We start from the raw sequence: 14,004 nt of genomic DNA on the forward strand, positions 1-14,004 counted from the left end.
GCTACTCGCCGCCGCCGAGCGTATGCACGTAGACGGCGAGCATCTTCATCGTCGCCTCGTCGAGCCGCCCTGCCCAGGGCGGCATCACGCCCATGCGCGGGTTGGCGATCTGCGCGACGATCTCGGCCTTCGTGCCGCCATAGAGCCAGATCGGGTCATTCAGCCGCGGGCCGCCGACATCGCGCACGCCCTCGCCCTTCTCGCCGTGGCAGGCAACGCAGTTCTCGGCGTAGACGACAGCGCCGCGCCCCGCCGCTGCCACATCCGTGGAGCGGCCCGACTGCGACAGCACATGCTCGGCGACATCGTTGATCTGCGCGCGGCTCAGCACGCCGCCGCCATAGGCCGGCATCTGGCTGATGCGCGCGTCCGGGTCCTGGGTGTTGCGGATGCCGTGCAGGATGATGCTGTGGATGGTCTCGAGGCTGCCGCCCCAGATCCAGTCATCGTCGACCAGGGCCGGGAAGCCGCCGCGCGCTCCCTGCCCGCCCGAGCCGTGGCAGGCGGAACAGTTGTCGGCGAAGGCGACGCGGCCGCCGGCCATCGCGTAGGTGAGCAGGTCAGGGTTCTGCCGCACCTCGTCGAGCGAGGCGGCGCGGATGCGATCGAGGAACGGTGCCTGCTCGGCGCGTGCGCGCGCCATGTCCTCCGCGATCGCCTGGCGCTGCGTCCAGTTGCTCGTGCCGCGGAAATGCCCTGAGAGGCCGGGGAACGACGGGTAGATGATCGCCCAGACCGCCGCCCAGGCGATGCACGCGTAGAGGATGTACAGCCACCATTTCGGCAGCGGCGTGTTCAGTTCCTTGATGCCGTCCCACTCGTGACCAGTCGTGGTCTTGCCGGTAATGGCGTCCTTCTCGATCTTCGTCGGCATCAGCGTGCCCCTCCCTGATCCCGGCCCTCATCCCGGCCATCATCCCTGTCGTCATCGAGCGGGATGCGTCCCTGTGCCTCGAGCCGCACCTTGTTGCCTGGCCGGAATGCCCAGACGACGATGCCGGCGAACAGCAGCAGGAACCATACGACCCAGAGCTGCTTGAGCAGCGCGTAGTTGGCAGCGAGCCATTCCATGTCCGCTGTCCCCCTACTGCCTGATCTGCTCTGGCGTCACGTCGGCGAAATTCACAAGCGTGCCGAGCATCTGGAGGTAGGCGATCAGCGCATCCATCTCCGTCACCACACCTGCGTTGCCGTCGAACGAGGCCTGCACCGCCTTCGGATAGCGCGCGGCGAACGCCGTGCCGTCCGCATCCGCGTTGGATTGCGTGGCAAGGTCGGCGCGGGCGTTGGCAATCATCTCGTCGGTGTAGGGAACGCCGAGTGCCTTCAGCGTGCGGAGATGGTCGGCGATGTTGTCGGTGCGCAACGGCCGGCGCAGGAAGCCGTAGGGCGGCATGATGCTTTCCGGCACCACGCTGCGCGGATCGACCAGGTGGGCGTACTGCCACTCGTTGCTGTACTTGCCGCCGACGCGGGCGAGATCGGGCCCCGTGCGCTTCGAGCCCCACTGGAACGGTCGGTCGTACATGCTTTCCGCCGCGAGCGAGAAATGACCATAGCGCTCGAGCTCGTCACGGAACGGGCGGATCTGCTGGCTGTGGCAGGTGTAGCAGCCCTCACGAAGATAGATGTTGCGCCCGGCGAGCTCGAGGGGCGTGTAGGGGCGAACCCCCTCGACGCGCTCGATCGTCGTTTCGATCGTGAACAGCGGCACGATCTGCACGAGCCCGCCGATCGAGACGGTGAGCAGCGTCAGCACGGCGAGAAGGACGACGTTCTTCTCAATGACTTCATGGCGGATCATCGGTGCCTCCCCCTACTCTGCCGCCTGGGCCGCGAGCACAGGCCTGGCTTCGGCCACCTGTTCCGCTCCAGTAATGGTTTTCCAGAGATTGTAGACCATGATCAGCGCACCGGTGAGGTAGAGGATGCCTCCCGTCGCGCGGATCACGTAGTAGGGGTGCATCGCCGCGACCGTTTCGATGAACGAGTATTGCAGGAACCCGTACTCGTCATAGGCGCGCCACATCAGGCCCTGCATGATGCCCGAGACCCACATCGCGGTGATGTAGAGGACGATGCCGAGTGTGGCGATCCAGAAATGCCACGCGGCGAGCCTCGACGAGTAGAGCCCGGGCCGTTTCCACAGCACCGGAACGAGGTAGTACAGCGCGCCGAAGGTGATGAACCCGACCCAGCCCATCGCGCCCGAGTGCACGTGCCCGATCGTCCAGTCGGTGTAGTGGCTGAGCGCGTTCACGGCCTTGATGCTCATCACCGGGCCTTCGAAGGTGCTCATCCCGTAGAAGGCGACGGAGGTGACGGAGAAGCGCAGGCCCGGGTCGGTGCGGAGTTTGTCCCACGCTCCCGAGAGCGTCATGATGCCGTTGATCATCCCGCCCCAGGACGGCATCCACAGCATCACCGAGAAGATCATGCCGAGCGTCTGCGCCCAGTCGGGCAGCGCGGTGTAGTGGAGGTGGTGCGGGCCCGCCCAGATGTAGAGGAAGATCAGTGACCAGAAATGCACGATCGAGAGCCGGTAGGAGTAGACCGGCCGGTTCGCCTGCTTCGGGATGAAGTAGTACATCATCCCGAGGAAGCCAGCGGTGAGGAAGAACCCAACCGCGTTGTGGCCATACCACCACTGGATCATCGCATCCTGCACGCCGGCGGGAACGCCGTAGCTCTTCGATCCGCCGAAGCTCACCGGAAGCTGCAGGTTGTTGCCGATATGCAGCATCGCGATGGTGATGATGAAGGCGAGGTAGAACCAGTTCGCGACGTAGATGTGCGGCTCTTCCCGCTTCATGATCGTGCCCATGAACACGACCAGGTAGATCACCCACACGACGGTCAGGAACAGGTCGACGTACCATTCCGGCTCGGCATATTCCTTGCCCGAGCTCACCCCCATGACGTAGCCCAGCGCGGCGAGCACGATGAAGGTCTGGTAGCCGAAGAACAGGAACCAGCCCGCCTCAGGCCCACCGAACAGCCGCGCGCGGCAGGTCCGCTGCACCACGTAGAGGCTCGTGCCGATGAGCGCGTTGCCGCCGAAGGCGAAGATCACCGCCGAGGTGTGCACCGGGCGGAGGCGCCCGAACGTCGTGTATTCGAGGTCGAGGTTCAGCAGCGGAAATGCGAGCTGCCAGGCGATCAGGGTTCCCATCAGGAATCCGACGACGCCCCAGAAAACGGTCGCGACCACGAAGGCGCGAACGACATCCTCGACATAATCAGGGGCGCGCGAACGCGTGCGCTCGCCGAACCCAACCACTGTCGCCGAATCCGAGACCATGACCCCTCCGCATCGCTTGCGCGCATCGCTCGCTGCGGCGGAAGGTGCGCGGGCTGCCGCGCCGCAGCATTGACCTGCATCAAGGTGCCGCAGCAGATTCCGCGTCACAGAGGGGGACGATAGGGATCACGATGCGGGCGCGATCTCGGCCCGCCATGCTGGAACGGGTGAATGCGCATGACTGACGAGGCCATCCCGGTTTTCGCCGATGCAACGCCGCGCATCAGGCGTGTGTCCGTCGACCGTCCATGGACCTGGCTCGCCGCCGGCTGGCGCGACATCCTCGCCGCACCCGGTGTCAGCCTCACCTACGGCGCCCTGATGGTGGCACTCACCTACGTGCTGCTGCTCGTACTGGTCCAAAGCGGGGTGTTCTGGCTCGTGCTGCCGCTCTCGGCCGGGTTCTTCTTCACGGCCCCGCTGCTCGCGGTCGGGCTCTACGAGACGAGCAGGCGGCTCGGGACCGGCGAGCACGTCAGCCTCGGGGCGGCGTTCGGCGCGTACAAGCGCAACGGCACGCAATTGTCCTACATGGGCGTCATCCTCGGCCTGTTCCATCTCGGCTGGATCAGGGTCGCGACGCTGATCTTCGCGCTGTTCTTCGGCCTCGGCTTCAACCCGGCCTGGGAGAACCTGATCCTGCGGCTGATGGCGCCGAGCGCGATCCCCTTCTGGGCACTCGGCACGGCGGTGGGCGCGGTGCTCGCGGCGCTGGTGTTCGCGATCTCGGCCATCTCGATCCCGATGCTGCTCGACCGCGACGTGAACGTGTTCACCGCGGTCGCGACCTCCTTCACCGCGGTGCGCGAGAACTGGGCGCCGATGACGCTCTGGGCAGGGCTGATCGTGGTGTTCACCGGCTTCGGGCTGATCCCGCTGTTCCTGGGCCTCGCCGTCACCATGCCGCTCGTCGGGCACGCGACGTGGCATGCCTACAAGGACATCGTGGAGTAGAGCGCCGCGCCGGGCGACGCGGCGCGTTCAGGCAAGGCCCGCCGCGCGCAGCGCAAGAACGCCGAGCACGGTGGCATTGAGCAGCAGCAGCGGCACCGCCATCACCCTGAGCGCCGGGGCGAAGCGACGCCCGAAGAACGCGCCGGCAACACCGACGCCGATCAGCGCTGGAGCGGTGCCGAGCGCGAAGGCCGCCATGCCGAGAGCCGCACCGAGCGCCGATCCGGAGGCAGCGGCAGCCGCGATCGCGCCATAGAGCAGCCCGCAGGGCAGGAACCCGAGCAGCAGGCCGAGCGCATAGCCGCGAATGCCGGCCGGGTTGGCGAGCAGCGGTGCCGCACGCCGCGTCACCGCGTCTGTGAAGCGGCGTGGCGGGCCGATGCGCGGCACCAGTGCCGCGACCTGTCCGAAGGCCTGGGCCAGCATCAGCACGGCCCCGACCGCCAGCAGCACAGCGAGCACGCCGCGCTGCCCCGCCCCGTGCACCGCGAGGCCCGACGCGAAGCCGGCCGCGGCGCCAAGCGCGACATAGGTCGTCATCCGCCCGACGTGGTAGGGAAGCAGCGCACCGCCCGAGAGGCGGGAGAGTCCAGGCCGTGCCGCAAGCCCCGCCGTCACCTGCCCCAGCACGAACGGCCCGCACATGCCGACGCAATGCGTGGCACTGCCGGCGAGCCCGGCGAGGAACAGCGCGGCGGCGAGCGCGACGACGCCGTCGGCGCCAAGCGCCGTCAGGTCATGCAGGCAATTCGCGAGCGTCTCCACGCGCCCGAGTATAGGACCCCAGCGCCGGCACGACGAGGCGCGTCACGGCATGCGCAGCTCAGGCGTTCCCGGCGACGAAGGCGCGGAGGCTTTCGGCCTCCTGCTCGACATCGGCGATGCGCCGCTTCACCACGTCGCCGATCGAGACAAACCCGACGAGCTTGCCCTCATGCATCACCGGCAGGTGGCGGATACGCCGGTCCGTCATCGTCGCGAGCACCTTGTCGACCGTATCGGCCGGACAGCCATAGACGATCTCGCGCGTCATCACGGCACTGGCGGTGAGCGAGAGCGCGGCCGCGCCGTGGGCCGCGATCGCGCGCACGATGTCGCGCTCGGAGAGGATGCCGAGCACGTCGGCTCCCGCCCCGCGTACCAGCACCGCGCCGATGCGGTGCTGCGTCAGCAGTGTCGAGACGGCGGCAAGCGTATCGTCCGGCCGGGCCGAGACGATCTCGTGGCCCTTGTGGTCGAGGATCGCAGCGACGGTCATGGGCACCTCCCTGTCCGGGCGGGCGACACCGCCGTGGAGGCGGTCGCCCCTCAAGGTTGTGAGCAAACACCCTCCGCAACCTTGGGCGCAACCGGGCAGGTGTGCAGGTGCACACTGGACGGCCGAGCGCTCACGCGGGCGTGAGCCAGCGAACACTGCCGCAGCAACGCTGCCCAAAAACCGCGCAGCGCTCAGCCAGGCTGCCGCAACCAGGGGCGACGTGCTCGCAGTCGCCACGCCAAACGCAGCGCCTGGCGCGCTGGCACAGGGGTTGCTGATGGCGGGCAAATCATCCTCACAGGGGAGCCTCAGCGATGCAGCGACGCCGTTTCATGGCCACCACAGCGCTCGGCGGTGCCGGGGCGATCGCCGCACCCGCCGTGGTCACGGCGCAGAGCGCCATCACCTGGCGGATGACGAGCTTCTACGGCCCCAACGCGGCGTTCTATTCGACGGGCCCCGGCAGCGCGAAGGACCTGATCGAGCGCATCCAGGCGATGTCGAACGGCCGGCTGCGCATCCAGTTCTTCGGCGCCGGCGAGCTGATCCCCGCCGCCGAGGGCTTCGATGCGGTGAGCTCGGGCATCGTCGAGTGCAACTACGCCAACGCCTTCTTCTGGACGGGCAAGAGCTTCGCCGCGCAGTACTTCACCGCCGTTCCCTTCGGCCTGAACTTCCAGGGGCTCAACGGCTGGATGTATGACGGCGGCGGCATCGGCCTCTGGCGCGAGGTGTATGACCGTTTCAATCTCGTGCCGTTCCTCTGCGGCAACACGGGCGTGCAGATGACCGGCTGGTTCCGCCGTCCGATCGAGACGGCCGAGGATTTCCGCGGCCTCAAGATGCGCATCCCCGGCCTCGCCGGCCGCGTCTACCAGGCGCTCGGCGTCGATGTGCGGCTGTTGCCGGCGGGCGAGATCTTCCCCGCGCTCGAGCGCGGCGTGATCGATGCCGCCGAATTCGTCGGGCCCTTCCTCGATCGCCAGCTCGGCCTGCAGCGGGTCGCCAAGAACTACTACACCACCGGCTGGCACGAGACGGCGACGGCGTCGGAGCTGATCGTCAACAAGGCCGCCTGGGCACGCCTGCCGAATGACCTGAAGGCGATCGTCGAGAACGCCACCGCTGCGTGCAACGTGATCTCCGAGGCGTGGTGCCAGAAGAACAACGCCGAGGCGATGGAGGATCTCATCAGGAACCAGGGCGTGACGGCACGCGAGCTGCCCGATGCCGTGGTCGCCCGCCTCCGCACCGAGACGACGAAGGTGCTCGACGAAGCCTCCGCCCGCGACCCCATCGTCAAGCGCGTGGCCGACAGCTTCTTCGCCTACAAGGCAAGGTACGACCAGTGGGCCGCCTTCAGCGAGGTGCCCTACCACACCAAGATCCGCCCGGCAGGCTGAGCCTCACGATGGAGCGCGCCGCACGCGCGATCGACGACGCGGTCGACCTGATCGGCCGCGTCGCCGCCTGGTTCTGTTTCGGCCTCGTGCTCGTGATGGCTGGCAACGTGCTGGCGCGCTACGGGTTCTCGGCCGGCACGGTCTGGGCGCAGGAGCTCGAGTGGCACCTGATGTCGCCGATCGCGCTGATCGGCATGAGCTACGCGCTCCGCCACGGCGAACATGTGCGGGTGGATGTTCTCTATGCCCGCTTCGCACCGCGCACGCAGGCGGTCGTCGACATCCTCTCGGCGTTCGCCGCCATCGTCGTCGCCGCCCTCATCATCCATTTCTCGATGCGCTACGTCGGCCAATCCTTTGCTCAGGGAGAGGGCAGCGCCAACCCTGGCGGCATCCCGTATCGCTGGGCCTTGAAGGCGCTGATCCCTGTCGGCTTCGCGCTGCTCGCGCTGCAATCGCTGGCCTCCCTACTGCACGCCGCGATCCGCCTCCGCACCGCCTGATCCCGAGAGCGCCGGACACGACACATGCCGATCACCGAGATCTATGCGCTCGCCATGCTGGGCAGCTTCTTCGTGCTGCTCATGGCGGGCGTTCCCGTGGCGCTCACGCTTGCCATCTCAGGCTTCTTCTGGGGCTGGCTCGGCTTCGGCCCGCTGCTGTTCAACCTGCTGCCGCACCGCATCTTCGGCGTCGTCTCGAACTACACGCTGCTGGCCATCCCGCTGTTCGTGTTCATGGGGGTGATGCTCGAGAAAAGCCGCATGGCCGAGGACCTGATGGACGTGGTCGGCCGGCTTGCGGGCAACCTGCGCGGGGGGCTTGGCCTTGGCATCGTCCTCGTCGGCGTGCTGATGGGCGCGACCACGGGCATCGTCGGCGCGACGGTGATCACGCTCGGGCTTCTCACGCTGCCCAACCTGCTGCGCCGCGGCTATGACCCGGGCTTCTCCTGCGGCGTGATCTGCGCCTCGGGAACGCTCGGGCAGATCATCCCGCCATCGCTGATCCTGATCCTGCTGGCCGATATCCTGAACCTCTCCGTCGGCACGCTGTTCGCCGCGGCAATGGTTCCGGGCCTGATGCTCGCGGGGATCTACTGCGTCTACATCATCGTGCTCGGCATGCTGAGGCCCGCGATGGTGCCGGCCGTGCCGGCGGAGGAGCGGGCGCTGACCTCGAACCGCGAGCTCATCGTCAAGCTGTTCAAGGTGGTCGCGCCGCCGCTCGGCCTCGTCGGTGCCGTGCTTGGAAGCATCATCGGCGGCGTTGCCGCGCCGACCGAGGCCGCGAGCATGGGCGCGCTGGGCGCAATCGTCGTCACCGCGCTCGGCCAGCGCTTCACCTGGCGGGTGCTGAAGGAGACGGTCCAGACCACCTCGCGCATCACCGCGATGATGATGTTCATCCTGATGTGCGCGCAGGTGTTCGCCCTCTCCTTCCGCGGCCTGCAGGGCGAGCGGCTGGTCGAGGACATGTTCGCCTTCCTGCCGGGCGGGGTCGGCGCCGACATCTGGTTCATGATGCTGATCATCTTCGTGCTCGGCTTCTTCATCGAGTGGATCGAGATCAGCTACATCGCCGTGCCGCTGTTCCTGCCGGTGCTGCTGAAGGCCGATGTCGACCTCGTCTGGATTGCGACGCTGATCTGCGTGAACCTGCAGACGTCGTTCCTGACGCCACCCTTCGGCTGGGCGCTGTTCTTCCTCCGCTCCGTCGCCCCGGCCGAGATCGCCACGGGGCAGATCTACCGCGGCGTGATCCCCTTCATCGCGCTGCAGGGGGTAATGCTGGTTCTGGTCTACGCCTTCCCGGGCCTCGCCACCTGGCTGCCGCGCGCGATCGGCTGGTAGGCGCCGGCCGCCACGTCCTCGCGAAGCAACGACAGGAAGGGCCGCGCCGCGCGGGCGGCCACGATCGTCGCGGGATCGAGATCGACGATCACGAGGCCGCCGCCCTTGCCCGCCATGGTGAGCATCGCGCCGTCAGCCCCGATCGCACAGCTCTCACCCTCATGGCGAACCGTGACCTCCCCGACACGTTCCTCCCCCGCGCGGCAGGCGGCGAGAACGGCAACGCCGTTGGCCTTCGCATGGGTGCGCAGCTCCGCCGCGAACAGCCCCGGCGCATCGCCGCCAGGTCCGCCGACGGGAACGAGCACGATGTCGGCGCCGAGGTGCCGCAGCGCCCGCCAGCATTCGGGAAAGCGCCGGTCGAAGCAGACCAGCGCGCCGAGCGTGAGGCCGCGCCATCGGTGCACGACGGGGGCCGGCCCGGGCACGAAATGATCAGGCTCGCCGAAACCTTCCCGCGCTGGCGGCAGATGTAGCTTCGCGGCAAAGGGCCAAGCCGTGCCGGCGCCATCCTCGGCCGCCACGATCGCTCCCGCCGCGTCGATCAGCACCGCGGCGTTGAACACGCTGCCGCCATGCTGGAGCGGCAGCGGCAGCATCACAGCGATGTGCCTCTCCGCCGCGCAAGCGCGGACGGCAGCCATCAAGGCACCGTCGATCGCCTCGGCACGCGCGCCGATCGCGGGCGGTGCGGCGCCGACCAGCCACGGCACCGGGGCAAGCTCCGGCAGCAGGACGAGATCGGCGCCCGCATCCGCCGCGAGCCCGATCGTGTCGAGGGTCGCGGCCGGGGAACCAGCCGCGCTGCTCGCCGCCAGCCGGATCACACGCCTACCGCGCGCGCGCCACGCCCGCGAGCCTGATCAGGCCATCGGGATGCGGTGCGAACCCCTGGAGCTCGGCGCTCGACGCGTACAGCCACACGGGGTGATAGAGGAAGATCCAGGGCTTTGCTGCGACGACGCGGCCGATCGCCTCGTCATAGAGCGCCTTGCGGCGGGCACGGTCGGTCTCGCCCCGGGCGGCGACGAGCAGGCGCTCGGTCGTCTCGTCGCAGTATTTCGGCTCGTTGAAGCCACCCTGGCAGGTGAAGAAGCCGAACATGTTGCCGTCGGGATCGACGCGCCCGCCCCAGCCATTCGTGGCCATCTGGAAACGACCCGCAGCGGTTTCGCGCAGCAGCGCGCCGAGCTCGGCCTGGCGGATCGTGATGTCGAACCCTGCCTCTCCGGCCATCGCCTGCACGACCTCGGCCACCTGCTGGTCGATCGGGTTGGCGGTGGCCATCAGATCGACGCGCACGCGGTCGAGCCCCGCCTCGCGCAGCAGCGCACGCGCGCGCGCGAGATCGCGCGCGGGTACGGCAATATCGGCCCGCGCCCAGGGGCTGCCCGGCGGGAAGGGCTGGATTCCGGGGGCGTGCAGCCCCTCGAACACCGCCTGCACCAGCGCCTGACGGTCGATCGCGAGCGAGAGCGCCTCGCGCACCCGCACGTCACGCCCGAGCGGCGTGTCGGCGGCCGCCCCGTTCGCGACGTTCACCGCAAGCCCCTGGAAGCCGATGCCGGGCGAGGAGGCCATCGCGAAGCGCCTGTCGCCACGTACCAGCGCGACATCGGAGGGGGCGACGCGCTCGATCAGCTGGAACTGCCCGGCGCGCAGGTTGGCGAGCCGCACCGTCGGGTTGGGGATCGGGTGGTAGCTCAGCCGCTGGATGCCGTAGGCCTGCCGCTCCCAATGCCCGTCGAACCGCTCGAACACGATGCGGTCCTGGGCCACGCGCTCGACGAAGCGGAACGGGCCGGAGCAGGCCGGCGGCGTTCCGGCCGGCACGTCGGCGCGCGGCGAGACGATCATGCCCGCGCGGTCCGACAGCTGGCCGAGTAGCGCGGCATCCGGCCGGTTCAGCACGAAGGCCAGGCTGAGCGGGCCGAGCACCTCGACGCTATCGACGCTGGCAAGGTCGCCCTTGCGCAGGCTGTCGGGCAGCGTCTTGGCGCGCATGATCGAGGCCTTCACCGCCTCGGCGTCGAGCATGGCGCCGTCATGGAAGCGCGCGTCGCCACGCAGCGTCATCTCGAGGCGCTTGCCATCAGCACTCCATGTCCACGCCGTGGCGAGGCGTGGCACGAAGGTGAGGTCGGGCGCGACATCGACGAGCTTGTCGCAATGCGCCGTCAGGACGATCCGGGCAGCAAAGGTGCGCGAGCGGTGCGGGTCGATCTGGTCGGGGTCGTCCTGCAGGCCGATGGCGAGGCTCTGCGCGACCGGCGCCGACAGCGGCGCTGCCGCGATGCCCGCGAGAAGCGAGACGGCGAGAAGACCACGCGCAAAAACCATCATGAAGGACCCCCCGGGGACGTGGAACGGATATCAACGGCGCGAACCACTGCAAGCAGCGTGCCGGGGAACCCTCATGACGGTTTCGGGATGATCGATGCGCCGTCCTGTTCCCGGACGGAGGGCGTTCTGCCCAGAGATCAGGCACCAGAGCGTAAGCGCGAGAGCGTAAGCACGATGCCGCTACACCAGCCTTGCCTCGAAGGGCGGCATCAGGTCGGGCGCGTCGACCTCCACCACCCAGAGATCGGGGTCGCGCTTGAGCGCGCGCGCGACGTAGGCATCCGCCGCCTCCTGGTCGACCGGGGCTGGGCCGGTCGCGCGCATCCAGCCGAGCCGCCCCTCCCCGTCACGCACCTGGCTGAGCGCCGAGAGCCCCGCACGGCCGCGCAGCACCACGACGATGCCGCCAGAGTCAGGGTCACCCTTCCGCAGCACCACGGCGGTGCAGGCAAGCCTGTCGCACTGCCGCACCAGGGCAGAGACCCACAGCCCCGACTTGAGGCGTGCTTCCATCGCCCGTCAGCCGCCGACTTCGAATCCGGCAACCTCGAAACCCGCAGCGACGATCGCAGCCTTCGCCGCGGCGACGTCAACGCCCGTGACCTCGACCTCGCCCCGCTCGAGGCTTACGGTCGCCGCAGCGCCGGGCACCGTCCCCTCGATCGCGCGCTTGACCGCCGCCGCACACCCGCCGCACGTCATGCCGCCTACCTTGATGACCATCGCCGTATCCTCCTCACCAGAGAGCCATGATCGCATGCACCAGCCGATCCGCATCATCCATGCCGAGCCGCTGCCACATGCCGCCTGGGCTGAGATCATCGGCGCGGAGCCGCGTTTAGCAACCACGCCCGTCGGCATGGCAACCCTGCAGGGCGATGTCGCGCACCTGTTTGCCGGCGCCGTTGCCTTCCAGGTCGGATCGCTGCGTGACGAGCTGCCGCGCCATCTCTGGCCTGATTCGGCGCTTCTCGCCGTCGCCCCGTCGCTGCTGGCCATCTCCACCCATGGCGCAGGATACGACACGGTTGACGTCGCGGCGATGACGGATGCGGGCGTGCTGGTGATGAACCAGCAGGGCGGCAACGCCGAAGGGGTGGCGGAGCATGCGGTCGGCATGATGCTCACGCTGCTCAAGAGGATCACGGAAGCGCATGCGGCGATGCGCGCAGGCACGGCGGCCGACCGCCCCGCCCTGATGGGACGCGAGCTTGCCGGCCGCACGGTGGGGCTGATCGGGCTTGGCAATATCGGCCGTCGCGTGGCCGAGATCTGCCGCCTCGCCTTCGGTTGTCGCATCCTAGCCGCCGATCCCTATCTCGACGCTGCCACGATCGCCGCCGCGGGGGCGGAGAAGGTCTCGCTCGCCGCGCTGCTGGCGGCGTCCGACATCGTCTCGGTGCACTGCCCGCTGAATGCCGAGACGCGGGGGATGATCGGCGGCGCGGCGCTGGCGGCGATGCGGCCGGGGGCCATCCTGGTCAACACCGCGCGACAGTACATTCATGACGAGGCCGCGGTGCTCGCCGCCCTCGAGGCGGGGCATCTCGCCGCCGCAGGCCTCGACTGCTGGGACCGTGAGCCGCAGCCGGACACGACGAACCCACTGCTTCTCCACCCCCGCGTCCTTGCCTCGCCCCACACGGCCGGGGTGACGCATGAGAGCCGCCGGCGCATCGCCACCTGGGGGGCCGGGCAGCTGATCGGCCTGTTCCTCGGCGGGGCGCGGCCACCGCGGCTGGTGAACCCGGAGGCCTGGGACAGCTTCGCAACCCGCTTCGCGGCCGCCTTCGGCAGGGCGCCGGGCACGCCCGCGCAGGCTGCATGAGCGACCCCGTTCCCCTCGGCAACGGGCTGCTCTAGCGTCCCGCCGGCACGAGACGGGGATAAAGACGGGGGACCACCATGGCCAAGGATCCGACGGCAGGCATGACCGAGGCGCAGAAGACCTACGAGGCCAGGCGCGCGGCGAAGGCTGGCATGACGCTCGAGAAGTGGATGGCGCATAAGGAGAAGGCAGCGCGCGCGGCGTTCAAGGCTGCTGCCCCGCCACCGCCACCGAAGAAGAAGGGCCTGATCGGGCGCATGCTCGACAAGGCCCGTGGCGAGGCCTGATCACAACATCCGCAGCAGCGTGCCATCGCGCCTGATCGCGTGGTGGAACACCGCCCCGCCGATATGGGCGGCAAGCAGCACGACAAGCGTGTAGCCGAACACCGTGTGGATCAGCGACAGAACCTTCGCCAGCGCCGGCATCTCGCCGATCACGGCCGGGATGTCGATCAGGCCGAAATAGGCCGTCGCTCCCTGCATCGGAAAGCCCCAGGCATTCGTGGCCAGGAAGCCGATGATCGGCTGCAGGATCAGGAGCGCGTAGAGCCCGTGATGCACGGCCGCCGCGGCCATCCGCATGTTCGCGGGAACATGGTCGGGCAGCGCCGGCGGCGGGCTGAGCCGGCGCCAGACGAGCCGTGCGATCGAGACGAACAGGATCGTCAAGCCGGCCGTTTCGTGGATGGCGTAGAACACCATCTTTGAATCGTCCTTCATGAACTTGATCAGGAAGCCGATCGTCAGCGCCGTGGCCATGAGCACGACAGTGACCCAGTGGAAGGTCTTGGCGACCGCGTTGTACTGGCCATCCGGGTGCAGCGTGTCGGTGCGCGCCACCGCCGTGCCACTTGGGATCGTACCCGCCTGATGGTCCATACCCAACCTCCACTCCCGTTCAAGGCCGGGACTATGCCACAGCCTGCGCGCGCAATGGCGCTGCAAACCGCGTGAGCGGCTTCTCGATCGTCGCGCACGCCGATTGGTCGGGCGCTGCCACGGGGGCTGCGATGAAGCGCCAGGTCGCGATCGCGCGCGCCGAGGGCCACGTCTGGCACCTCG

Annotated in this window: 17 protein-coding genes; 6 read left to right on the plus strand and 11 right to left on the minus strand. The window is 68.6% G+C overall.

Annotation, left to right across the window (positions count from 1 at the left end):
* Position 1 precedes the first annotated feature (1 nt).
* Genes ccoP through ccoN form a run of 4 tightly spaced genes read right to left on the minus strand, consistent with a single transcriptional unit; the run spans position 2 to position 3,301 of the window.
* A complete protein-coding gene (gene ccoP / locus Q0C38_RS19615; protein ID WP_291298820.1) occupies positions 2 to 874 on the minus strand; it encodes a cytochrome-c oxidase, cbb3-type subunit III in 873 nt (290 codons plus the stop codon).
* Positions 874 to 1,071, minus strand: coding sequence for a cbb3-type cytochrome c oxidase subunit 3 (locus Q0C38_RS19620; protein WP_291298821.1), 198 nt, complete (start codon positions 1,069 to 1,071; stop codon positions 874 to 876). Before Q0C38_RS19620 ends, ccoP begins: the two co-directional genes overlap by 1 nt.
* 13 nt (positions 1,072 to 1,084) lie before the next feature.
* Positions 1,085 to 1,804, minus strand: a complete 720-nt coding sequence (ccoO, locus tag Q0C38_RS19625; RefSeq protein WP_291298822.1) for a cytochrome-c oxidase, cbb3-type subunit II — start codon at positions 1,802 to 1,804, stop codon at positions 1,085 to 1,087.
* Between the two features lie 12 nt (positions 1,805 to 1,816).
* Complete coding sequence (gene ccoN / locus Q0C38_RS19630) at positions 1,817 to 3,301, minus strand: cytochrome-c oxidase, cbb3-type subunit I (protein WP_291298823.1); 1,485 nt, start codon at positions 3,299 to 3,301, stop codon at positions 1,817 to 1,819.
* 177 nt (positions 3,302 to 3,478) lie between these two features.
* On the opposite strand from ccoN, the gene Q0C38_RS19635 reads away from it, so the two are divergent.
* Entirely contained in the window at positions 3,479 to 4,255 is a 777-nt protein-coding gene (locus Q0C38_RS19635) for a DUF2189 domain-containing protein (RefSeq protein ID WP_291298824.1), read from the plus strand.
* A gap of 27 nt (positions 4,256 to 4,282) precedes the next feature.
* Here the strand turns inward: Q0C38_RS19635 and Q0C38_RS19640 are convergent, their stop codons facing one another.
* Together Q0C38_RS19640 and Q0C38_RS19645 are read right to left on the minus strand one after the other, a co-directional pair.
* Complete coding sequence (locus Q0C38_RS19640; RefSeq protein WP_291298825.1) at positions 4,283 to 5,020, minus strand: sulfite exporter TauE/SafE family protein; 738 nt, start codon at positions 5,018 to 5,020, stop codon at positions 4,283 to 4,285.
* Between the two features lie 58 nt (positions 5,021 to 5,078).
* Positions 5,079 to 5,513: a CBS domain-containing protein gene (locus Q0C38_RS19645; protein WP_291298826.1), complete on the minus strand. Its 435-nt coding sequence runs from the start codon at positions 5,511 to 5,513 to the stop codon at positions 5,079 to 5,081.
* A 314-nt stretch (positions 5,514 to 5,827) separates the two neighbouring features.
* Here Q0C38_RS19645 and Q0C38_RS19650 point away from each other — a divergent pair, with 314 nt between their 5' ends.
* The 3 genes from Q0C38_RS19650 to Q0C38_RS19660 are packed head-to-tail and all read left to right on the plus strand — an operon-like array spanning position 5,828 to position 8,769.
* The gene (locus Q0C38_RS19650) at positions 5,828 to 6,916 is read left to right on the plus strand and encodes a TRAP transporter substrate-binding protein (protein ID WP_291298827.1); all 1,089 of its coding nucleotides are present in this window, start codon (positions 5,828 to 5,830) and stop codon (positions 6,914 to 6,916) included.
* Positions 6,917 to 6,924: 8 nt separating this feature from the next.
* Entirely contained in the window at positions 6,925 to 7,419 is a 495-nt protein-coding gene (locus Q0C38_RS19655; RefSeq protein ID WP_291298828.1) for a TRAP transporter small permease subunit, read from the plus strand.
* 24 nt (positions 7,420 to 7,443) lie between these two features.
* Complete coding sequence (locus Q0C38_RS19660; RefSeq protein WP_291298829.1) at positions 7,444 to 8,769, plus strand: TRAP transporter large permease subunit; 1,326 nt, start codon at positions 7,444 to 7,446, stop codon at positions 8,767 to 8,769.
* On the opposite strand, the gene Q0C38_RS19665 is transcribed toward Q0C38_RS19660, so the two are convergent.
* From Q0C38_RS19665 to Q0C38_RS19680, 4 genes are all read right to left on the minus strand, one after another.
* Positions 8,718 to 9,596: a carbon-nitrogen hydrolase family protein gene (locus Q0C38_RS19665; RefSeq protein ID WP_291298830.1), complete on the minus strand. Its 879-nt coding sequence runs from the start codon at positions 9,594 to 9,596 to the stop codon at positions 8,718 to 8,720. The two genes, Q0C38_RS19660 and Q0C38_RS19665, sit on opposite strands and share 52 nt — an antisense overlap.
* 4 nt (positions 9,597 to 9,600) lie before the next feature.
* A complete protein-coding gene (locus tag Q0C38_RS19670; protein WP_291298831.1) occupies positions 9,601 to 11,112 on the minus strand; it encodes an ABC transporter substrate-binding protein in 1,512 nt (503 codons plus the stop codon).
* 180 nt (positions 11,113 to 11,292) lie between these two features.
* Positions 11,293 to 11,625 carry a DUF1491 family protein gene (locus Q0C38_RS19675; RefSeq protein ID WP_291298832.1) on the minus strand — a complete coding sequence of 111 codons (333 nt, stop codon included), beginning with the start codon at positions 11,623 to 11,625 and terminating at the stop codon, positions 11,293 to 11,295.
* A 6-nt stretch (positions 11,626 to 11,631) separates the two neighbouring features.
* On the minus strand, positions 11,632 to 11,835 hold the full coding sequence (locus Q0C38_RS19680) for a heavy-metal-associated domain-containing protein (protein ID WP_291298833.1): 204 nt from the start codon (positions 11,833 to 11,835) through the stop codon (positions 11,632 to 11,634).
* 34 nt (positions 11,836 to 11,869) lie between these two features.
* Between Q0C38_RS19680 and Q0C38_RS19685 the strand changes: the two genes are divergently transcribed.
* Positions 11,870 to 12,940: an NAD(P)-dependent oxidoreductase gene (locus Q0C38_RS19685; protein WP_291298834.1), complete on the plus strand. Its 1,071-nt coding sequence runs from the start codon at positions 11,870 to 11,872 to the stop codon at positions 12,938 to 12,940.
* A 77-nt stretch (positions 12,941 to 13,017) separates the two neighbouring features.
* Positions 13,018 to 13,227 (plus strand): hypothetical protein, encoded by a 210-nt coding sequence (locus tag Q0C38_RS19690; RefSeq protein ID WP_291298835.1) that lies wholly within the window; start codon positions 13,018 to 13,020, stop codon positions 13,225 to 13,227.
* Here Q0C38_RS19690 and Q0C38_RS19695 read toward each other — a convergent pair whose 3' ends face one another.
* Positions 13,228 to 13,821: a cytochrome b gene (locus Q0C38_RS19695; RefSeq protein ID WP_291298836.1), complete on the minus strand. Its 594-nt coding sequence runs from the start codon at positions 13,819 to 13,821 to the stop codon at positions 13,228 to 13,230.
* Positions 13,822 to 14,004 lie beyond the last annotated feature (183 nt).

Source organism: Elioraea sp. (genome assembly GCF_022842375.1).
GTDB lineage: Bacteria > Pseudomonadota > Alphaproteobacteria > Acetobacterales > Acetobacteraceae > Elioraea_A.